The sequence below is a fragment of the Nocardioides sp. cx-173 genome, assembly GCF_021117365.1.
Lineage (GTDB): Bacteria > Actinomycetota > Actinomycetes > Propionibacteriales > Nocardioidaceae > Nocardioides.
In genome coordinates, this window is the sequence record NZ_CP088262.1 from 2,739,125 (window position 1) to 2,757,779 (window position 18,655).

General features: G+C 73.2%; 20 protein-coding genes. 8 read left to right on the top strand and 12 right to left on the bottom strand.

Annotation, left to right across the window (positions count from 1 at the left end; translation table 11 throughout):
• Positions 1–93 precede the first annotated feature (93 nt).
• From LQ940_RS13225 to LQ940_RS13235, 3 genes are all read right to left on the bottom strand, one after another.
• Positions 94–1,263 carry a PP2C family protein-serine/threonine phosphatase gene (locus tag LQ940_RS13225; RefSeq protein WP_231245005.1) on the bottom strand — a complete coding sequence of 390 codons (1,170 nt, stop codon included), beginning with the start codon at positions 1,261–1,263 and terminating at the stop codon, positions 94–96.
• A gap of 69 nt (positions 1,264–1,332) precedes the next feature.
• Positions 1,333–2,244 (bottom strand): SDR family oxidoreductase, encoded by a 912-nt coding sequence (locus LQ940_RS13230; protein ID WP_231245004.1) that lies wholly within the window; start codon positions 2,242–2,244, stop codon positions 1,333–1,335.
• Positions 2,244–3,002, bottom strand: coding sequence for an SDR family oxidoreductase (locus LQ940_RS13235; protein ID WP_231245003.1), 759 nt, complete (start codon positions 3,000–3,002; stop codon positions 2,244–2,246). Before LQ940_RS13235 ends, LQ940_RS13230 begins: the two co-directional genes overlap by 1 nt.
• Before the next feature lie 87 nt (positions 3,003–3,089).
• Between LQ940_RS13235 and LQ940_RS13240 the strand changes: the two genes are divergently transcribed.
• Complete coding sequence (locus tag LQ940_RS13240; RefSeq protein ID WP_231245002.1) at positions 3,090–3,947, top strand: MmyB family transcriptional regulator; 858 nt, start codon at positions 3,090–3,092, stop codon at positions 3,945–3,947.
• Here LQ940_RS13240 and LQ940_RS13245 read toward each other — a convergent pair.
• From LQ940_RS13245 to LQ940_RS13255, 3 genes are read right to left on the bottom strand one after another with little or no spacing between them, the layout of a single operon-like run.
• A complete protein-coding gene (locus tag LQ940_RS13245) occupies positions 3,898–4,746 on the bottom strand; it encodes a hypothetical protein (RefSeq protein WP_231245001.1) in 849 nt (282 codons plus the stop codon). The two genes, LQ940_RS13240 and LQ940_RS13245, sit on opposite strands and share 50 nt — an antisense overlap.
• Entirely contained in the window at positions 4,743–6,410 is a 1,668-nt protein-coding gene (locus tag LQ940_RS13250) for an FAD-dependent oxidoreductase (protein ID WP_231245000.1), read from the bottom strand. The genes LQ940_RS13245 and LQ940_RS13250 overlap by 4 nt, the downstream gene beginning before the upstream one ends.
• A gap of 52 nt (positions 6,411–6,462) precedes the next feature.
• Entirely contained in the window at positions 6,463–8,352 is a 1,890-nt protein-coding gene (locus tag LQ940_RS13255; RefSeq protein ID WP_231244999.1) for a putative bifunctional diguanylate cyclase/phosphodiesterase, read from the bottom strand.
• A gap of 108 nt (positions 8,353–8,460) precedes the next feature.
• Between LQ940_RS13255 and LQ940_RS13260 the strand changes: the two genes are divergently transcribed.
• Both LQ940_RS13260 and LQ940_RS13265 read left to right on the top strand, forming a co-directional pair.
• Positions 8,461–9,876 carry a glycosyltransferase family 2 protein gene (locus LQ940_RS13260; protein ID WP_231244998.1) on the top strand — a complete coding sequence of 472 codons (1,416 nt, stop codon included), beginning with the start codon at positions 8,461–8,463 and terminating at the stop codon, positions 9,874–9,876.
• Positions 9,873–10,082 (top strand): hypothetical protein, encoded by a 210-nt coding sequence (locus tag LQ940_RS13265; protein WP_231244997.1) that lies wholly within the window; start codon positions 9,873–9,875, stop codon positions 10,080–10,082. The genes LQ940_RS13260 and LQ940_RS13265 overlap by 4 nt, the downstream gene beginning before the upstream one ends.
• A gap of 28 nt (positions 10,083–10,110) precedes the next feature.
• On the opposite strand, the gene dmpG is transcribed toward LQ940_RS13265, so the two are convergent.
• From dmpG to LQ940_RS13285, 4 genes are all read right to left on the bottom strand, one after another.
• Complete coding sequence (gene dmpG / locus LQ940_RS13270) at positions 10,111–11,157, bottom strand: 4-hydroxy-2-oxovalerate aldolase (protein WP_231244996.1); 1,047 nt, start codon at positions 11,155–11,157, stop codon at positions 10,111–10,113.
• Positions 11,154–12,104 carry an acetaldehyde dehydrogenase (acetylating) gene (locus LQ940_RS13275; RefSeq protein ID WP_231244995.1) on the bottom strand — a complete coding sequence of 317 codons (951 nt, stop codon included), beginning with the start codon at positions 12,102–12,104 and terminating at the stop codon, positions 11,154–11,156. The genes dmpG and LQ940_RS13275 overlap by 4 nt, the downstream gene beginning before the upstream one ends.
• Positions 12,101–12,913 (bottom strand): 2-keto-4-pentenoate hydratase, encoded by an 813-nt coding sequence (locus LQ940_RS13280; protein ID WP_231244994.1) that lies wholly within the window; start codon positions 12,911–12,913, stop codon positions 12,101–12,103. Before LQ940_RS13280 ends, LQ940_RS13275 begins: the two co-directional genes overlap by 4 nt.
• 64 nt (positions 12,914–12,977) lie before the next feature.
• On the bottom strand, positions 12,978–13,760 hold the full coding sequence (locus tag LQ940_RS13285) for an IclR family transcriptional regulator (protein WP_231244993.1): 783 nt from the start codon (positions 13,758–13,760) through the stop codon (positions 12,978–12,980).
• A gap of 111 nt (positions 13,761–13,871) precedes the next feature.
• On the opposite strand from LQ940_RS13285, the gene LQ940_RS13290 reads away from it, so the two are divergent.
• Complete coding sequence (locus tag LQ940_RS13290) at positions 13,872–14,486, top strand: GNAT family N-acetyltransferase (protein WP_231244992.1); 615 nt, start codon at positions 13,872–13,874, stop codon at positions 14,484–14,486.
• Here LQ940_RS13290 and LQ940_RS13295 read toward each other — a convergent pair.
• Entirely contained in the window at positions 14,483–15,085 is a 603-nt protein-coding gene (locus tag LQ940_RS13295) for a phosphatase PAP2 family protein (protein ID WP_269215126.1), read from the bottom strand. The genes LQ940_RS13290 and LQ940_RS13295 overlap by 4 nt on opposite strands.
• A gap of 454 nt (positions 15,086–15,539) precedes the next feature.
• Between LQ940_RS13295 and LQ940_RS13300 the strand changes: the two genes are divergently transcribed.
• From LQ940_RS13300 to LQ940_RS13320, 4 genes are read left to right on the top strand one after another with little or no spacing between them, the layout of a single operon-like run.
• Positions 15,540–16,115 carry a sugar O-acetyltransferase gene (locus LQ940_RS13300; protein WP_269215117.1) on the top strand — a complete coding sequence of 192 codons (576 nt, stop codon included), beginning with the start codon at positions 15,540–15,542 and terminating at the stop codon, positions 16,113–16,115.
• 38 nt (positions 16,116–16,153) lie between these two features.
• Positions 16,154–16,300 (top strand): hypothetical protein, encoded by a 147-nt coding sequence (locus LQ940_RS13310; protein WP_231244990.1) that lies wholly within the window; start codon positions 16,154–16,156, stop codon positions 16,298–16,300.
• Between the two features lie 16 nt (positions 16,301–16,316).
• Complete coding sequence (locus LQ940_RS13315) at positions 16,317–16,682, top strand: hypothetical protein (RefSeq protein WP_231244989.1); 366 nt, start codon at positions 16,317–16,319, stop codon at positions 16,680–16,682.
• 32 nt (positions 16,683–16,714) lie between these two features.
• Complete coding sequence (locus LQ940_RS13320) at positions 16,715–17,161, top strand: NUDIX domain-containing protein (protein ID WP_231244988.1); 447 nt, start codon at positions 16,715–16,717, stop codon at positions 17,159–17,161.
• On the opposite strand, the gene LQ940_RS13325 is transcribed toward LQ940_RS13320, so the two are convergent.
• The gene (locus LQ940_RS13325; RefSeq protein ID WP_231244987.1) at positions 17,158–18,630 is read right to left on the bottom strand and encodes an RNB domain-containing ribonuclease; all 1,473 of its coding nucleotides are present in this window, start codon (positions 18,628–18,630) and stop codon (positions 17,158–17,160) included. The two genes, LQ940_RS13320 and LQ940_RS13325, sit on opposite strands and share 4 nt — an antisense overlap.
• Positions 18,631–18,655: the final 25 nt, after the last annotated feature.

Below are 18,655 nucleotides of genomic sequence, written 5' to 3' on the forward strand. Positions count from 1 at the left end.
GTCCTCATCGTCGGGAGATGGTCTCACCCAGGGAACGCCTGCGGCACCTGCGCAGGTTGGCACGACTTGCGCGGACGCCGACCGCGAGCGACGTCAGGCGGACTGCTCGGGCGGGCGCCGCACCACGAGCAGGGCCACGTCGTCCTCGACGCTGTCGTCGCCGAGGCCCTCGGCGATGATCCGGCTGCACGCCGTTTCGGCGTTGTCGCCGGCCCGGAACGCGCGGCGTACGAGCTCCAGCCGGTCGACGGAGTGGTCCAGGTGAGCGGCGGGTCCGCCGCGGCGCTCGACCAGGCCGTCGGTGTAGAAGGCCAGGGCGTCGCCCGGGGCGAGTGCGATCGTCTCGCTCTGGCGTCGGTGCTCGGCGTCGACGCCGAGCAGCAGGCCGGCCGAGAGGCCGACCACCTCGGCGAAGGGCTGGGAGGACCGGGCGACCAGCGGGGCCGGGTGACCGGCGCGGCAGACCGTGACGACGTCGAAGGGCGGCTCGCTGACGGCGTAGACGACGGTGGCGCAGATGTCGCTCTCGAAGTAGCAGAGCTTGCGGTCGAGCCGGTGCAGCACCTCCTCGGGGTCCTCGTAGTCGAGGGCATAGGCGCGCAGGGCGCTGCGCAGACGGCCCATGGCGATCGCCGAGCGCAGGCCATGTCCCTCCACGTCGCCCATCACCAGCCCGACCATCCCGCTGGGCAGCGTGAAGATGTCGTACCAGTCGCCGCCGAGGTCTCCCTCCGCGGGCAGGTAGCGCACCGCGAGGTCGAGCCCGTCGATCGCCGGAGGCGCGGCCGGCAGCAGGCTGCGCTGCAGCGCGAGGGCCGCGAGGTGGGCGTCGTCCTCGGCCCGCTCGGAGAGGCGCCAGGCGATCTCCGCGGCGGCGCCCTCGAGGCGCTCGACGTCCTGAGCGGTGAACGTGCGCCGCATCAGGCAGCCGACGTGCAGCACCCCGAGCAGGCCGGCGGTCCCGACCACGGGCACGCCCAGGAGTGCCTGCACGCCGAAGTCCCGCAGGATCGGGTTCAGGACCGAGACCTCGTTGATCTCGTCGAGCATGACCGGTGACCGCTCCGCGGCCACGCGTCCGGCGAAGCCGGACCCGACCGGCACGTGCGTCGCTCCGCGCCACCGGCGGCCGAGGCCGGAGGAGGCGGCGGGCTCCAGGACGGTGCCCGTCTCGTCCAGCAGCAGCAGGGTGGCGGTGTCCGAGCCCATGACCACCCGCACGCTGTCGAGCATGCCCTGCACCGATCCCACGTCGGCGATCACGGTCGTCCTCCCTGCTCCGGCACGGCCCAGAGCCTAGAGGGCGAGCCCGCCCCGCGAGCCTCCGACCGGTCAAACGCTGGCCAGCGCCGGCAGGAGGTCGGTCATCCCCATGCGGCGGAAGAACTCCACGCGCAGTCGGTCGTAGACCGCCGAGACCACCTCGCTGCCGTCCTGGCTGGGGTCGACGTGGGTGCGGAACGGCCGCTGCCCGGCAGGGAGCCCGACGACGCGGGCGATCTCGTCGGCGACCGACTGGGCGTCCGCGTCGGGCGGCGTGAGGGCGCTCAGCCGGCTCGGCAGGTCCTCGCGCAGCTCGCCGTACTCCGCGTCGTAGGCGCGCTCCACCTCGGTGTCGGAGGGGCTCCCCGAGTGCGCGAAGTGGTTGGTCCCCGAGGTGAAGGCCCCCGGCGCGACGATGGTGGTGTCGATGCCGAACCTGATCAGCTCGGCCGCGTAGCTCTCCGCGAGCGCGTCCATCCCCGCCTTGGCCGCGAAGTACGGCGCGAGGAACGGCGGGTGCCCGCCCCGGGTCGACGACGAGCCGACCCAGACCAGCAGGCCGGAGCGCCGCTCCCGCAGGTGCGGCAGCGCGGCCCGGTTGACCCGCTGGGTGCTCAGCACGTTGACGTCGTACTGCTCGGCGAGCTGCTCGGGGGTGAAGGCCTCCGTGGGCCCGAGCACCATGTGGCCGGCGTTGTGTACGACGACGTCGAGGTGCCCGTGGCGCGCGATGACGTCCGCGACCCCGGCGGTGACCGAGCCGTCGTCCTGGACGTCGAGCTCGACGGCCCCGAGGGCGATGCCCTCGGCCGCGGCCAGCTCGGCGAGCGCCGTGACGTGGGTGGCGTTGCGCCCCTCGGTCTCCCGCATGCCGGCGACCACCGTGTGGCCGGACCGGGCGAGGGTCTCGGCAGTCAGCCGGCCGAAGCCGCTGGAGGCACCGGTGACGAGGACGACCTGAGGGCTCGTGGCGATCGACATCAGATCATCCCTCCGTTCGCACGCAGGACCTGGCCGTTGACCCAGTGGCCGGAGGGGCTCGCGAGGAAGGCGACCACGCCGGCGATGTCGTCGGGCGTGCCGAGCCGCTCCAGCGGCGGCACCTTGGCCAGGCGCTCGATCTCCTCGTCGGTCTTGCCGTCGAGGAACAGTGCGGTGCCCGTGGGGCCGGGCGCGACCGCGTTGACGCTGATGTCGCGCCCGCGCAGCTCGCGGGCCAGGATCATGGTCATGCCCTCGACGGCGGCCTTGCTGGCGGCGTAGGGGCCGTAGGTGGGGAACGCCGTGCCGACGACCGAGGTCGAGAACCCCACGAACGAGCCGCCGTCGCGCAGGCGGCGGGCGGCCTGCTGCGCGACGACGAAGCTGCCGCGGATGTTCGTGCGGTGCAGCGCGTCGAGGTCGGCCAGGTCGACGTCGGCGATCGGGGCGAGGACCATGCGCCCGGCCGCGTTGACGACCACGTCGACGCCGCCCAGCTCGGACTCGGCTCTGTCGAAGAGCGCGGCGACCGCGTCCTCGTCGGCGACGTCGGCCTGCACGGCGATGGCCGTGCCGCCGGCCGAGGTGATGGAGTCGACGGTCTCATCGGCGGCTGCGGTGCCGCCGGCGTAGTTGACGACGACGCAGAAGTCGTCGCCGGCGAGCCTCTGGGCGACGGCGCGGCCGATGCCGCCCGAGCCGCCGGTCACGATGGCGACGCGTCCGGTCGCCCTGGCAGTGGTGGGTGTGGTGGTCATGTCATCGACCATCCACGAGGTGCCTGCGCTCAGCCAGGGGATGTCATCCCCTGGGTCCCGACCCCCTGCTGCCGCAGACTGGTGGCCATGAGCTCCCAGAGGTACGCCGAGCTGGCCGCGTTCCTGCGCTCGCGGCGCGACCGCATCCGACCCGAGGACGTGGGGCTGGTCCGGGGACCGCGGCGCCGGGTGCCGGGGCTGCGCCGCGACGAGGTCGCCCTGCTCGCGGGCGCCTCGGTCGACTACTACAACGAGCTCGAGCGCGGCGCCGGCTCGCAGCCCTCGGAGCAGATGCTGGCCGCGCTGGCGCGGGCGCTGCGGCTCTCGCGTGACGAGCGCGACCACCTCTTCCACCTGGCCGAGCGCCCGGTGCCCCGCGACGTGGGGGCCGCCTCCCACGTCCATCCCGGGATGCTCGATCTCCTGATGCGGCTGACCTCGACACCCGCGCAGGTGATCACCGACCTGCACGTCACCCTGGTCCAGAACCCGCTCGCCGTGGCCCTGGTCGGCGACGAGACCCGCTACAGCGGGCCTGACGCGAGCCTCGTCCATCGGTGGTTCACCGACCCCGATGCCCGCGGGCACTACCCCGAGGAGGACCACGCGGGGCAGACGCGGGCGCTGGTCGCCGACCTGCGCGCGGCCGCCGCGCGGCGCGACGCCAAGGACACCGAGGCCGCCGCCCTGATCGCCGATCTGCTCGCCTGCTCCCCCGAGTTCGCGCAGGCCTGGGCGGCCCACGACGTCGCGTTCCGGCGCCACGACCGCAAGCGCCTGGTCCACCCCTCCCTCGGCGTCCTGGAGGTCAACTGCCTCAACCTCGTCAGCGAAGACGGGCGCCAGCGGCTGCTGTGGTTCACACCGGCGGTCGGCACCGACAGCGCCGACAAGCTCAGGCTGCTCGAGGTCGTCGGCTCGCAGCAGGTGTCCCCCCAGCAGTGACCCCGAGCGCCACCATCCAGACGCTTGCGACGCCGATCGCCAGCAGGCCCAGCCCGTAGCCGACCGCGGCCGGCCCCCACTCCAGGACGCTGCCGTGACGGGCGAGGGCGACGCACTGCAGCACCACGAAGGTCACCCCGGTCAGCCCGACGGGGGTCACGGCGGCGGTGTCGTCGACCAGGCCGGCGTGGCCCGCCGCCCAGCCGAGCCCGACCAGCCACGCCCCCACCGCCCGCGCCGTCAGCGGGGTGAGGGGCCACGACCACAGCGTGTCCGCGGTACCGGGCGCGATCAGCAGCACGACGCCCGTCGCCACCAGCACCAGGCCCAGGGCCAGGAGGAGGACCCGCAGCGGCGATGGCAACGGGGTGCGCCAGGCACGATCGATGGGCTCGGCCCGGCGCAGCTCGCGCCAGCCCACGAGCGCGAGCATCAGCGGGACCGCGGTGTAGATCGCCAGCCAGCCGAAGGTGATCGCTCGCGCGGTCTCGGGGTGATCGGCCCCGAGATGGAACCGATCCAGGTGGAGCAGCGTCACGCCCAGCGTCAGGGTCGTGAAGACGAGCACGCTGCCGACCGCCAGGCGGGCGCGATGCCAGTCCCCGGCGCGGGCGCCGGCGAGCTCCAGCACCGCGCTCGACCAGTACGCCGCCCCCAGGAAGACGGCGGTCATCGGCGGCTCGATGGTCCAGGCGAACCAGTCCTCGGTACGACGAGGGAAGACGAAGAGCTGCAGGCCCGCGAGGAAGACCAGGACCGCCGCGATCAGCAGCAGCCGGCGCAGCGCCGGCGAGGTCACGTGGCCGTCACGGCGGGCGAGGGGTGCTCGGCCAGATACCCGTGCAGCACGGAGACGACGGTCGCGCCGTCGCCGACCGCGGTCGCGACCCGCTTGATGGACTCGGCCCGGACGTCGCCGATCGCGAAGATGCCCGGCACGCTCGTCTCCAGGGGCAGACCACCGCCGGTGCGTACGAAGCCGGACTCGTCGCGCTCCACGGCCTCGGGCAGCCAGCCGGTCCGCGGCACCGAGCCGATGAGCACGAACAGACCGGGGGCCTCCAGCTCCTCGCGCGCGTCGTGGCCGGGCCGGGTGTCGGCGACGGTCAGCGCCACCAGGCAGCCGTCGACGGCGCGCCCGCCCACCACCGCGCCGTGGTAGCGGATCGTGAGGTTGCGGGTGGCCTCCAGCTGGCCGATCAGGTAGTCGGACATGCTCGCGGCCAGGCTCGGCCCGCGCACCAGCAGCGTGACGTGCCGGGCATAGCGCGCCAGGTGGAGGGCGGCCTGTCCGGCGGAGTTGCCGCCGCCAACCACGCACACGTCCTGCCCGGCCATCGAGGGCGCCTCGGAGACCGCGGCGCCGTAGAAGACCCCCCGGCCAAGCAGCTCCTCGAGCTCGGGGACGCCGAGTCGCCGGTAGTCGACCCCGCTCGCCACCACGACGCTGCGGGCGCAGACCTCGCTGCCGTCGGACAGCCCGACCCGGTGCACGTCCCCGCCGGGCTGGAGGCGCTCGGCCCGGCGCATGAAGGAGTACTCGGTGCCGAACATCCAGGCCTGCTGGAACGCGCGGAACGCCAGGTGCGCCCCGCTCACGCCGCGGGAGAAGCCGGGGTAGTTGCGGATCAGGGAGCTGGTGCCGGCCTGCCCGCCGACGGCCTGCTGCTCGACGACCAGGGTGGAGAGGCCTTCGGAGGAGGCGTAGACCGCGGCCGCCAGGCCGGACGGGCCGGCGCCGACCACCACCACGTCGAAGACCTGGCCGGCTGGGAGCGGCTTCATGAGGCCGAAGGCGTCGGCGATCTCCAGGTCCGTCGGGTCGACCAGGGTCGTCGGCGGACTGGTGAAGGCGAGGACGACCACCGGCAGCGCGGGCTCGTGGAGGTCCAGGGACTCCAGCATCCGGTGTGCCGCGTCGGTGCCGACCTGGTGGAAGCCCACGGGGATGTGGTTGCGCGCGAAGGAGTCGCGCAGGACATGGGTCCGCTCGTCACGCGCCTCGCCGATGACCCGCACCGCTTCGAAGCCCACGCCCTGGGCGAGGTGCCAGTCGTCGAGGGCGTCGGTGAGCGCGCCGTGGAACTCCTCGTCGCGCGGCCGCTCCGGGCGCACCAGGGAGAGCTCCGCGTGGCCCCGGGCGATGGCGTCGAACACCGGCGCGGAGCTGGCGAAGTCGCCCCAGGTGACCGCCACCGCCCGCTTCGCCGACGGCGCGAGCGGGTACGCCCGGCGCAGGAAGGCGAGGCCCTCGCGGTCGTCGGGTCCGTAGTAGCCGATGACCAGGGCGACGTCGCGCCCCCAGCGCCTCAGCCCCTCGAGGATCGCCCGGGCGTGCGCGTAGTCGGCGCACACGACGACCTCGTAGTCGGCCCCGTAGCGACGGCGCAGCTCGCCACCCATCACCTCGCGCGAGACGGGGTCGGCCGTGGCCAGCATGATGACCGGGTCGGTGTCGTCCATGTCCCGCACCTCCAAGGAGCGCGCTGTCCTTGCGCGGCAACGCTACTCCCAGTCACCCGGCGGGGGTGAAGTCCTTTTTCTCGGTACTCGCCTCGCCGCTCAGCGTGGGACGGGGCTCCCCCAGCAGGAAGCCCTGTCCGAGCACGCCGGGCGGGAGCGCCTCGAGCTGAGCCTGCGTCTCGATCCCCTCGACGATGCAGGTCAGACCGAGCTCGGCCGCGAGCGCGGCCACCGCCCGGATGATCGCCGCGCTCGTCGGGTCGGTGCTGAGCTTCTGGGTGAAGCTGCGGTCGATCTTGAGGGCATCGACCGGCAGGGTCGTGAGGTACTGGAGACTCGCGTAGCCGGTCCCGAAGTCGTCGATCGCCACCGCGACGCCGAGATCGTGGAGCTCCCGGAGCTGGCCCAGCGTGGACGAGCCCAGACCGAGCAGCACGCTCTCGGTGACCTCGACGACGAGGCTCGAGGCTGGGATACCGTGCCGCTCGAGTGCGGAGCGGATCACCGTGGTGAGGTTCACCCGGTGCACCTGGCTGGCGCTGACGTTCACGGCCATCGTGAGCGGTCCCGCGGCAGGGTGAGCGACGGTCCACTCGCGCAGCGCCGTCAAGGACAGCTCGAGGACCTCCTGGTCGAGCAGGTGCACCACGCCCAGGTCCTCGGCGACCGGGATGAACTGGTCGGGAGCGATCGCCTTCCCCTCCTGGTCGGTCAGGCGGGCCAACGCCTCCCACCCCATCAGCCGGAGCCCCCGGAGGTCGAGGACGGGTTGGTAGACGACGCTCAGCCGGGCCAGGCCCTCGGGTGTGGGGGCCAGCGCGTGAGCGAGGGCGGTGGCGACGCGCAGACGCGACTCCCGCTCGGTCCGCAGCGCCTCGTCGAACATCGACACCCGGCCACGGCCGGATCGCTTGGCGCGGTACATGGCGTCGTCCGCGTCGCGCAGGGCGTCGGCCGCGGCGGCCCCCCGGGACACGGTCGCGATGCCCACGCTGAAGGTGACCTCCAGCTCGTTGCCGGCGTGCTCGATCGGGCCGGAGACCCGGTCCTGGATCCGGCGCGCGAGCGACTCCAACGCCGAGGAGCGCTCGGCGGGGCTCTGCGGCGGCCCGCCGGAGCCACGAGTCGGGGCGAGCAGGGCCACGAACTCGTCACCGCCCACCCGCGCTACCGAGTCTCCCGCTCGCAGCGCCCCCTGCAGGCGGCGCCCGACCTCGACCAGGACCGCGTCGCCGGCCGCGTGACCGTAGGTGTCGTTGATGTGCTTGAAGCGGTCCAGGTCGCAGAACATCAGCGCCAGGTCCCCCGCGTCGTCGCCCTGCTGCTCGGCGGTCGTGATCAGCTCGACCAGGCGACTGCGGTTCGGGAGGCCGGTCAGTGGGTCGTGGAGCGCGGAGTGTTGCAAGCGCGCGTCGAGCTCGGCGATCTCGGTGACGTCGCGCAGCACCGCCAGGGCCCGAGGCCGCCCTGAGCCTCGTGCGAACGGCGTGGCCCGGCCCAGGATCCAGCGCGGAGGGCCACCGGGGCGCCGCAGGCGGAACCGAATCATGACGGACTCACCGTCAGGCAGCGTCGCCAACCTGGCCATCGTCTCGTAGACCAGAGCCCGGTCCTCCTCGACGAGGTGCCGCAGGATGCCCGCGGGGGCCTCCGCGGTACTGGCGGCGTACTCCCCCAGCGCCTCCCAGACATTGCGGGAGGTCCACTCCCAGTCCCCGGAGACCAGGTCGAGGACCACCATGACGTCCGGTGACGCGGCGAGGACGGCCTCGTTGAACACCTGGGCCTCGTGCAGGGCCTCGAACGCCTGGCGGTGCTCGGCGACGAGCGCCGGCCCCGGAGTCCGACCTCCCCCGATCCGGCGGCGGCGTGCCACCGGCAGCGCGGCCACGAGCCCGACGACGAGCACGACGCCCAGCGCGAACGTCAGCCATGGCCACATCGCATCAGCGTCGCACGCACCCGGTGCGCCGCCGTCACCGCTCCTCGCGGGACGTACAGTCGAGGTCTATCGAGGTGGACGCCCATGGGGGACTTTCGGTTCTCACGCATGATCGGCTTCGTGATCCTCGGAGCCGCCGCAGGTGCCGCGACGCTTCTCTGGCTCGCGGTCAGCGCCGTTGGTCCGGCCTCCGGTCGGGCGCCAGAGGACGGCCTGATCTTCGGGGTGTGGGACGTCCTCTACGACACCCAGTCGCCCAGCCCTCGTGCGGTCACCGCGGCCATCGGGCTGGCCATGGCGTTCGGCGTCGCCGTGGCCATGGTCGAGCGACGCCTCACCACCAGGTCGCGACGCTCCTTCGCCCCCCGCTCCGCGCCCTTGGCACCTCGGGTGGTGATGGCGGCCACCCGGGGGGTTGACGCCGGGCCGGTGACCGTGACGGTGCTGGTGCCCGCGCACAACGAGGCCGGCTGCCTGACCGCGACCATCGCCTCGCTCCTCTCCCAGTCCCACCCGCCGGAGCGGGTCGTCGTGGTCGCCGACAACTGCACGGATGCGACCGTCGCCGTAGCCGTGCGGTGCGGTGTGGAGGTCGTCGAGTCCGTCGGCAACGCCCACAAGAAGGCCGGGGCCCTCAACCAGGCCCTCGCCCGCCTGCTGCCACTCCAGGGTGACAACGACGTCGTCATGGTGATGGACGCCGACACGCGCCTTGACCCCGGCTTCCTTGCGCACGCCGTCCGGCGCTTCACCGACGACAGGGCGCTCATGGCCGTCGGCGGCCTTTTCTACGGCGAGGAGCGCCCCGGGCTGCTCGCCCAGCTGCAACGCAACGAGTACATCCGCTACGCCCGCGACCTGAAGCGGCGCCGGGGGCGGGTGTTCGTGCTCACCGGCACGGCATCCCTGTTCCGCCCACATGCACTGCGTACCGTGGCCGCCAGCCGTGGCACCTCGCTTCCCGGCACCCCGGGCGACGTCTACGACACGGTGGCCCTGACCGAGGACAACGAGCTCACGATCGCGCTGAAGTCGCTCGGCGCGCTGATGGTCTCGCCCGCGCAGTGCACGGTCGTGACCGAGTTGATGCCGACGTGGCGCGCCCTGTGGGCCCAGCGGCTGCGCTGGCAGCGGGGGGCGCTGGAGAACCTCGGTGCCTACGGCACCACGCCGCAGACCTTCCGCTACTGGGCCCAGCAGCTGGGCATCGGCTACGGGGTCATCGCCCTCGCCGCGTACTTCGTGCTCATGCTGGTGATGGCCCTGTCCCTCGACGAGTGGGTCTGGTTTCCCTTCTGGCTGGGCGTGGGGTTGCTGTTCGTCCTCGACCGCGTCGTCACCGCGTGGAAGGGCGGGTGGCGTGCGCGGCTGCTCGGTGCGGCGCTCTTCCCCGAGCTCCTCTTCGCCGCCTTCCTCTGCGCCGTCTTCACCCGCGGCGTGCTCGACATCTCCCTCGGCCGACAGGCCAGCTGGAAGCACCTGTCGGCGCGCGACGCCGTGACCACCGGGGCGGGACCCCGATGAGCGCGCCGCTCGGGGTCCTGCTCCCGTCGTGGGTGATGCACTCCGAGCTGTTCGGTGTCCTCGCGGCCTTCGTCGCGTTCAACACGCTGATGTACACCGCACTGGCGCTCGCGAAGGTCCTGCCGAAGGTGTACGTCGCTGACTGGCTGTCCCACCGCGACCGGCGCGCCGAGACCCGCAGCATTCATCCGGAGGACCCGCCCTGAGCGCTGCGCCCGCTCGCCGCGCGGCCGGCTAGGCGGGCACGGCGGAGACCGCGATCGGGTCGGTGCGCTCACCCGACGTGAGGTTCAGCGCGATGTCCACGATCATGTCCTCCTGGCCGCCGACCAGCTCGCGGCGCCCGACCTCGAGCAGGATGGCGCGTACGTCGATCCCGTAGCGCTCGGAGGCCGCCTCGGCGTGCCGCAGGAAGCTGGAGTAGACGCCGGCGTACCCGAGGGTCAGGGTCTCGCGGTCCACCCGGACCGGACGGTCCTGGAGCGGGCGCACCAGGTCGTCGGCGGCGTCCTGCAGCGCGAACAGGTCGCAGCCGTGCTCCCAGCCCTGCAGGTCCGCGACCGCGATGAACGGCTCGATCGGGCAGTTGCCCGCTCCGGCGCCGTGGCCGGCGAGGGAGGCGTCGACGCGCGTGACGCCGGCCTCGACGGCGACCACGGAGTTGGCGACCGAGAGCGAGAGGTTCTCGTGGGCGTGGATGCCGATCTCGGTGCCCGCGTCGAGGACGTCGCGGTAGGCGGTGACCCGCTCGCGCACGCCCGCCATCGTGAGCCGGCCGCCGGAGTCGGTGACGTAGACGCAGTGGGCGCCGTAGGACTCCATCAGCTTGGCCTGGTGGGCCAGCTCCTCGGCCGGCGCCATGTGGCTCATCATCAGGAAGCCCGAGACATCCATGCCGAGGTCGCGGGCGGTGGCGATGTGCTGCGCGGAGACGTCGGCCTCGGTGCAGTGCGTCGCGATGCGGACCGAGCGGACGCCCAGCCGGTAGGCGTGCTTGAGCTCCTCGATGGTGCCGATGCCCGGCAGCAGCAGGGTGGTGAGCCGGGCGCGCGAGATGTTCTGCGCGGCCGCCTCGATCCACTCCCAGTCGGTGTGCGAGCCGGGGCCGTAGTTGAGCGAGCCGCCCGCGAGACCGTCGCCGTGGGCGACCTCGATGGCGTCGACGCCCGCGGCCTCGAGGGCCCGCACGATCTTCACGACGTTGTCGGGCGTGATCCGGTGACGCACGGCATGCATGCCGTCGCGCAGCGTGACGTCCTGGATGAAGAGCTTCGTGGTCATGCGGGGACCTCCTGCAGGGAGTGGGTGGCCATCCGCTCGGCGGTGCGCAGCGCGGCGGAGGTCATGATGTCGAGGTTTCCGGCGTAGGCCGGGAGGTAGTGGGCGGCGCCCTCGACCTCGAGGAACACCGACACCTGGTGGGTGGCGGCGGCGTCGCCGGCGAGGGTGTGCACGGGCTGCCCCTCGGGGACGGGCGTGATCTGCACCTGCTGCTTGAGGCGGTAGCCCGGCACGTAAGCCGCGACGGACTCGACCATCTCCTCGACGGAGGTGCGGATCGCCTGGTGCGTGGCCTCGTCTCCGTCACCGATGAGCGCGAACACGGTGTCGCGCATGATCAGCGGCGGCTCGGCGGGGTTGAGGATGATGACCGCCTTGCCGCGCGTGGCACCGCCGACGGCCTCGATCGCGTGCGAGGTGGTCTCGGTGAACTCGTCGATGTTGGCGCGCGTGCCGGGACCGGCCGACTTCGACGCGATGGACGCGACGATCTCGGCGTAGGGCACGGCGGTGACCCGGGAGATGGCCGCGACGATCGGGATCGTCGCCTGTCCCCCGCAGGTGACCATGTTGACGTTGTCGGCGGAGCCGTGCTCGTCGAGGTTGACGGCCGGGACCACGAACGGGCCGATCGCCGCGGGCGTCAGGTCGACCAGCTTCACGCCGTACGGCGCGAGCTTGGCGGCGTTCGCGACGTGGGCCTTCGCGGAGGTGGCGTCGAAGACGATGCCGATCTCGTCGAAGCCCGGCATCGCGATCAGGCCGTCGACACCCTCGTGGGTGGTCGGCACGTTGAGGCGCCGGGCGCGGGCCAGCCCGTCGGAGTCGGGGTCGATCCCGACCATGGCACCCATCTCCAGCACCTCCGAGAGCCGGAGGACCTTGATCATCAGGTCGGTCCCGATGTTGCCCGAGCCGATGATCGCGACCTTGGTCTTGCTGCTCATGCCTGGTCCTCTCCACTGAAGTCGACGGTGACGGTGCCGAGTCCGGAGATCTCGGCGGAGACGTGGGCGCCCGCGGTGACGGCCACCATGGGGCCGAGGGCACCGGAGAGCACGACCTGGCCCGCGCGCAGCGGGGTGCCGACCTCGCGGGCGGTCCGGGCCAGCCACACCAGCGCCGCGAGCGGGTCGCCGAGGCAGGCCGCGCCATTGCCGGTGGAGACGACCTCACCGTCGATGCTCATCGACATCTCGGCGTCGACCGGGGTGAACTCCTCGAGCGAGACGCGCTGCTCCCCCAGGACGTAGAGGCCGCTGGAGGCGTTGTCGGCCACGGTGTCGCCGTAGGTGATGTCCCAGCCGGCGATCCGCGAGTCGACGATCTCGAGTGCCGCGACGGCGTACTCGACGGCCGACCGCACGGTGTCGACGTCGAGGTCGTCGCGGTCCAGGTCCTCGGCCAGCACGAACGCGATCTCCGCCTCGACCTTGGGCTGGAGCAGGCGGGCCATGGGCGCGACCCCGCCGGCGGCGACGTCCATGTCGTCGAAGAGCACGCCGAAGTCGGGGCGATCGACGCCGAGCTGCTGCTGGACCGCCGGGGAGGTGAGGCCGATCTTGCGGCCGACGATCGTGGCGCCACTCGCGAGCCGGGCGGCCGTGAGGCGCTCCTGGACGGCGTAGGCGCGGTCGACGTCGGCGGGGCCGATCAGGTCGCGCACGGGGGCGCAGGGGGTGCCGGTGGACTGGGCGTCGAGGAGACGGGTGGCCGCCTGATCGACGGCGGTCTCGGCGACGGAGGTTGCTGTCATGCCGCCAGCCTGCGGCACGCCGGGCCGACCCCACCAGGCGAACGTTCCACCCACCGGACCCTGCTCAGGGGGCGTCGTGCCGCAGCGCCTCCCGCCGGGCGAGGGTGGCCGCGACGCCGGCGGCGGCGGCCCGCACCGAGGTCGCGTGGGTCTCCGGGTGGAAGCGGGTCACCGGCCCGGTCAGGCTGACCGCGGCGATCGGGCGGTCGTCGGCGTCCAGGACCGGCGCGGCGACGCAGACGATGCCGACCGCGGACTCCTCGTGCTCGTAGGCCACCCCCGCCTCCAGGACGCGCTCGAGCTGGCGGCGCAGCAGGCCGGGGCCCGTCACCGTCCGGGGGGTACGGCGGTCCAGTCGCCCGGCGAGCACCTCGTCGACCAGCGCGGGGTCGCTGTGAGCCAGCAGTGCCTTGCCGATGGCGGTGCAGTGCAGCGGCATCCGCCCGCCGATCCGCGAGGGACTGGAGGCCTGGCGGTGCCCGCCGATCTTGGACACGTAGACGACCTCGCGCCCCTCGAGCACCCCCAGGTGGACGGTCTCGTGGGTGCGCTCGTACAGGTCCTCCATGAACGGGGTCGCCACCTCCAGCAGGCGGCGCTCCACCGAGGCCCGCATGCCGAGCTCGAAGAGCCGGCCGCCGAGGCGGTAGCCGTGCTCGGTGCGCTCGACCAGCCGGGTCGCGACCAGGTCGGACAGCACCCGGTGCAGCGTGCCCTTCGCCAGCCCGGTGCGGCGCACCAGCTCGGCCAGGCGCAGGTCGTGGTCGTCGGCGTGGAAGGCCGAGAGGACCGCGACGACCTTGCCGAGCACCGTGTCGGTGTCGGGTGGTCGCGGGTCGCTGCTCACCCACTGAACCTAGCGCCGAGGTCCGGCGGAGCCGCACAAACCCCGTGATCACGGCCGCCGGACGCCCTAGGGTGACCGCTCACACGATGAGACACCATGAGAGGAACGGACATGAGCGAGCCCTGGCTCCCCGAGGGGTGGGCGCATCCCACCCGGGTCGAGCTGTCGACCGGCCACCACCTGCGACCGATCCATCCCGACGACACCGAGCTCGACATGCCCGCGGTGATGGGGTCGCGCGAGCGCCTGTGGGCGATCTACGGCGAGGCCTGGGGCTGGCCCCCGGCCACCCTGACCGCCGAGAAGGACCGTGAGGACCTGCAGTACCACCGCGACGAGGAGCTGGCACACCGCTCCTTCAACTACGCCCTCTTCGACGCCGACGAGACCGAGCTGATCGGCTGCGTCTACCTCGACCCGACCGACAAGCCCGGCGCTGACGCCGACATCTCCTGGTGGGTCCGCGACGAGTACGCCGGCACGCCGGTCGAGGCCGCGCTCGACGCCCTGGTCCCCCGCTGGGTCGCCGAGGACTGGCCGCTGCGGGCACCACGCTACGTGGGCCGCGACCTCTCGTGGGCGCAGTGGCTGGCGCTGCCCGACCAGGACGAGGACCCGGGCTCCGGCGGCTCCCCCGCAACGTGGGGCTCCACCTTCCCGCGGACGCGGCCCCGCACCGCGTCCGGGTCGGGCACGCCGTGGGTCGGAGCCGACCGGCCGCGCTAGCCGGCCGCGACCGGCACGCGGGCCCCGGCCCGCGACGTCGCCGCCCGGTGCAGGAGCCCGACCACGGCGTAGGCCAGCACCACGCACGCGGCGCCGCCGAGCACGTCGAGGAGGAAGTGGTTGCCGGTGGCGAGCACGACGAGCACCTGCAGGCTCGGATAGGCGACGGCGACGACCCGCCAGGCCCGCGACGGCAGGCCCCACAGCTGGATCGCGCACCACAGCGACCAGCCGAAGTGCAGCGACGGCATCGCGGCGTACTGGTTGGTGGCATCGCCGATGCCTCGCGGGGCGGACGCCGCCGAGCCCCACCAGCCGTAGGCGGAGAAGTCCCGCATGACGTCGGCGATCCCGAGGTCCGGCATCAGCCGGGGCGGCGCGGCCGGCCAGGCGGCGTACACCGCCAGGGCGAGGGCCGAGGCCAGCACGATCGCCCAGTAGCCGCGCCAGTAGTGCCAGCCGCCGTGGCGGCGCGAGAGCAACAGCACCGCCGGCGTCATCACGTAGTGCATCAGCGCGTAGAAGTAGCAGGCCGTCACGGCGACCACCGGCACGGTGCCGATCCAGGTGTTGAGGGGCACCTCGACGCGGTCGAACAGCCACCCCCCCCCAGGCGAGGATGGTGCGGCTGTGGGCGATCGCGAGGCCCGGGTCGTTGCCCTGCGCGGCCCGGATGAGGGTGTAGAGCGCGAACAGCCCCACCAGGACCCCGACCTCGACCAGCCAGTGGGCCCGCGCGGCCGTCAGACGTGTCGTCGTCGCCTCTCGCTCGGCGGTCGCGGCCTGCGCACGAGGCGCCCTCCGGCACTGCTCCAGCATCACCACCATCCCGGGATAGGCTTCAACCGGAGGGTTGCTCCACTTGTGTGGGAAGTGACCAATGCCTCCTCGGAATCCGCAGCCGTTCGCCGGGTTGCGGTGTTGCGCCGACCCCCTGGCCACCCGACGAGCTCGCTGCCTGCGCACCTGCGCGGACGGTCAGCGACGACGCCGCGGCCACCACGCTCCGGCTGCGACGACTGCCCCGACGCTCGTCCGAGTAGCGTGCCGGTCATGGCTGACTCCCTCGACGGCCGCTCGATGCGCGAGCGGATGATGGCCGGCGATCTCTACATCGCCGACGACCCGCAGCTCGAGGAGGAGAGCCACGCCGCGCAGGACCTGATGGCGGCCTACAACGCGACCGGACCCCGCCAGAAGCCGCTGCGCCGGGCACTGCTGGCGCAGCTGTTGGGCAGCCTCGGCGAGGACACCGAGATCCGGGCGCCGCTCTACGTCGACTTCGGCAGCAACATCACGATCGGCGCGCGCTGCTTCGCCAACTACGGCCTGGTCGCGCTGGACGTCGCCGCCATCACGATCGGCGACGACGTGCAGATCGGGCCCGGGGTCCAGCTGCTGACCCCGACGCACCCGGTCGAGCCGGGGCCGCGACGAGACAAGTGGGAGGCCGCCGAGCCCATCACGATCGGCGACAACGTCTGGCTCGGCGGCGGGGTAGTCGTCTGCCCCGGGGTGAGCATCGGCGACAACACCGTGGTCGGCGCGGGCGCCGTCGTGACCAAGGACCTCCCCGCCGACGTCGTGGCCGTCGGCAACCCGGCCCGGATCGTCAAGCACCTGTCCTGACCCCGGCATGCCGCGCCCGGGGCCGGGTACGGGTAGCCATGACCACCAACCCCACCGAGCCCCTTCCCGACCCGGACGTGGTGCCGAGCCCCGGCCCCACCGACCCCGCCGTGCCCCCCACCCCGGGGCCCGGCGAGACGCCGCCGGACCCGACCCTGCCCGAGACGGAGCCCGTGCTCCCCTGAGCGATCGGAGGACGCCGTGGCCGTCACGAGCTTCCAGGATCTCCCCCTCGCCGACCGCGACCGCCCCTGGGACGGCGCCGCCGCCGAGAAGCGCGTGCGCGCCTGGGCCGACGCCCAGGACGAGCCCAACCAGCGGTACCGCGACGCCCACGTCTGGTACGACGCGGAGTCAAAGGACAACTTCACCGCCTACAAGCTGCTGATCGCCGACGTCGTCGACGGCCGGCTGACCGCCGTGCCGCGCGGGGTCATGGCCGCGGGCAACGTCATGCAGGGTTCGCGCGGCGGCGTCGACCTGCCGGCCAAGGACATCGACCGCGTGAAGAGCCACCTGGCGAAGTACTACGCCAAGATGGGCGACTCCGCCCCCTGGGACGACTGAACGACGCTTTCCCTGCTGGTTAGGTTTGACCCATGACCTGGGCGACGTGCAGCCACGGCCACAACCACTGGGGCCGCCGCGGCGCCGCCGGCCTGCTGATTGCGGAGGGCGGGCGGGTGCTCCTGCAACTGCGCGCGCACTGGGCGCACCAGGGCGGCACCTGGTCGATCCCCGGCGGTGCCCGCGAGCGCGGGGAGACCTGGGAGCAGGCCGCGATCCGCGAGGCCGGCGAGGAGCTCGGGTTGGCCGCCCACGAGGTCGCGGTCCGCGGCTCCTCCACCGCGAGCTGCGGCGGCTGGACCTACGAGACCGTGCTGGCGGTGCCGACCGGCCCGCTCCGGCTGGCGGACCTGGCCGAGAGCGACGGCCACGCCTGGGTGCCCGCCGCCGAGGTGACGGACTTGCCGCTGCACGCGAGCTTCCGGGAGGCCTGGTCGGCGCCGGACTCCTCGCTGGCGAAGTTCGTGGCGGCGTCCTAGACCAGTCGCATCCGGACCGAGCGGGTCGCCACGTCGGCCGTCTCCAGACGCACGCGTACGTCGGTCCCGAGCGGCAGGTCGCCGTCCCCGACGACCGGGGCCTCGACGCCCAGCTCGGCCAGCATGACCACGCCGCGGTCGGGCCGCTTCTCCTCGACGCTCACGACGACGGCGTCGAACTCCTCGCCCACCCGGGCGGCCAGCAGCCCCGCCTCGACGAGGTCGAGCACCGCGCGCTCGTAGGCCCGGGCGCGCTGGCTGGACTGCTGCATGGTCCTGGGCAGCCCGGGTAGCGCCGCGAGCACCCAGTCCGGCACCGGCTCGCCGGCGCACAGGGCGACGCACACCTCGCCGGCGTAGCGGTCCGCCAGCCGGCGCAGAGGCGCGGTGACGTGGGCGTACTCGGAGGCCAGCGCGGAGTGCAGCGGCTCGGCCGGCACCTCGCCGTCGAAGGCGACGTAGCCGCTGCCGCGCAGCAGCCGGGCGCTCGCGACCACCATCGCGGCCTGCTCGGGCTGCGTGGGGTCGAGGGAGCGGATGAAGTCGGGGTAGAGCACCTCGGCGGGCCACTCGATGCCGAGCGCGCGGGCGGTGCGGTGCAGGCGCTGGACGTCGCGCGGGTCGGGGGCCGGCAGGGTGCGCAGCAGCCCGACCCGCCCGTAGACCATGAGCGTCGCCGCGCCGAACCCGGTCAGCAGCGAGATCTGGGAGTTCCACAGCTCCACCGGCAGCAGGGAGCGGAACTCCAGGCTCCACCGGCCGCCCTGGATGTCGATCTCCTGCTCGGGCAGCGGCAGCGACACCCCGCCGCGGGCGGCGTCGCGCGCCAGCCGGAGCTCGCCGATCTCCTGCAGCAGCGTCAGCACCTCCCCGCCGGTGCCCTCGTCGACTGCGCGCTGCGCCTGCTCGTAGGAGAGCTTGGCCGTCGAGCGCACCCGGGCGCGCTCGACGTGCACGTCGGTGCCCTCGCCGACCTCGTCGACCCGGATCGTCCACAGCAGCGCCGGGCGGACCTGCCCCTCGACGAGCGAGCCGGCGTCCTCGGAGATCACCTTGGGATGCAGGGGCACCTTGGAGTCCGCGCCGTACAGGGTCTCCCCACGGCGGTGCGCCTCCACGTCGACCGGGTCACCGGGGCTCACGAAGGCGGCGACGTCGGCGATGGCGTAGTGGACGACGTAGCCGTCGCCCGCGCGCTCGATGTGGAGGGCCTGGTCGAGGTCCATCGCCCCCTCGGGATCGATGGTGACGAACGCGATGTCCGTGCGGTCCAGGTCCGGCAGGCGCGGGGCGGCCGCGGCCGCCGCGGCCGCCTCCTCCACCTCGGGTGGGAAGTCCGGGCTCACCTCCAGCTCGCCACGGATCCGCTCGATGCCTTCACGCAGCGTGGTCACCACGGCCGCGCTGTCGGCCCCGTCGGAGTCAGTGTCGTCGGCGACCTTGATGTGGACGACCCGGTTGCTCGGCATCCCCCGACCCTAAGCCCCGACCGCG

Coding starts and splice junctions, on each gene's coding strand:
- LQ940_RS13325 (WP_231244987.1), bottom strand. CDS start 18,630: ATGCCGAGCAACCGGGTCGTCCACATCAAGGTCGCCGACGACACTGAC.
- LQ940_RS13320 (WP_231244988.1), top strand. CDS start 16,715: ATGACCTGGGCGACGTGCAGCCACGGCCACAACCACTGGGGCCGCCGC.
- LQ940_RS13275 (WP_231244995.1), bottom strand. CDS start 12,104: ATGAGCAGCAAGACCAAGGTCGCGATCATCGGCTCGGGCAACATCGGG.
- dmpG (WP_231244996.1), bottom strand. CDS start 11,157: ATGACCACGAAGCTCTTCATCCAGGACGTCACGCTGCGCGACGGCATG.
- LQ940_RS13310 (WP_231244990.1), top strand. CDS start 16,154: ATGACCACCAACCCCACCGAGCCCCTTCCCGACCCGGACGTGGTGCCG.
- LQ940_RS13260 (WP_231244998.1), top strand. CDS start 8,461: ATGATCGGCTTCGTGATCCTCGGAGCCGCCGCAGGTGCCGCGACGCTT.
- LQ940_RS13290 (WP_231244992.1), top strand. CDS start 13,872: ATGAGCGAGCCCTGGCTCCCCGAGGGGTGGGCGCATCCCACCCGGGTC.
- LQ940_RS13280 (WP_231244994.1), bottom strand. CDS start 12,913: ATGACAGCAACCTCCGTCGCCGAGACCGCCGTCGATCAGGCGGCCACC.
- LQ940_RS13235 (WP_231245003.1), bottom strand. CDS start 3,002: ATGACCACCACACCCACCACTGCCAGGGCGACCGGACGCGTCGCCATC.
- LQ940_RS13300 (WP_269215117.1), top strand. CDS start 15,540: ATGGCTGACTCCCTCGACGGCCGCTCGATGCGCGAGCGGATGATGGCC.
- LQ940_RS13265 (WP_231244997.1), top strand. CDS start 9,873: ATGAGCGCGCCGCTCGGGGTCCTGCTCCCGTCGTGGGTGATGCACTCC.
- LQ940_RS13230 (WP_231245004.1), bottom strand. CDS start 2,244: ATGTCGATCGCCACGAGCCCTCAGGTCGTCCTCGTCACCGGTGCCTCC.
- LQ940_RS13240 (WP_231245002.1), top strand. CDS start 3,090: ATGAGCTCCCAGAGGTACGCCGAGCTGGCCGCGTTCCTGCGCTCGCGG.
- LQ940_RS13250 (WP_231245000.1), bottom strand. CDS start 6,410: ATGGACGACACCGACCCGGTCATCATGCTGGCCACGGCCGACCCCGTC.
- LQ940_RS13255 (WP_231244999.1), bottom strand. CDS start 8,352: ATGTGGCCATGGCTGACGTTCGCGCTGGGCGTCGTGCTCGTCGTCGGG.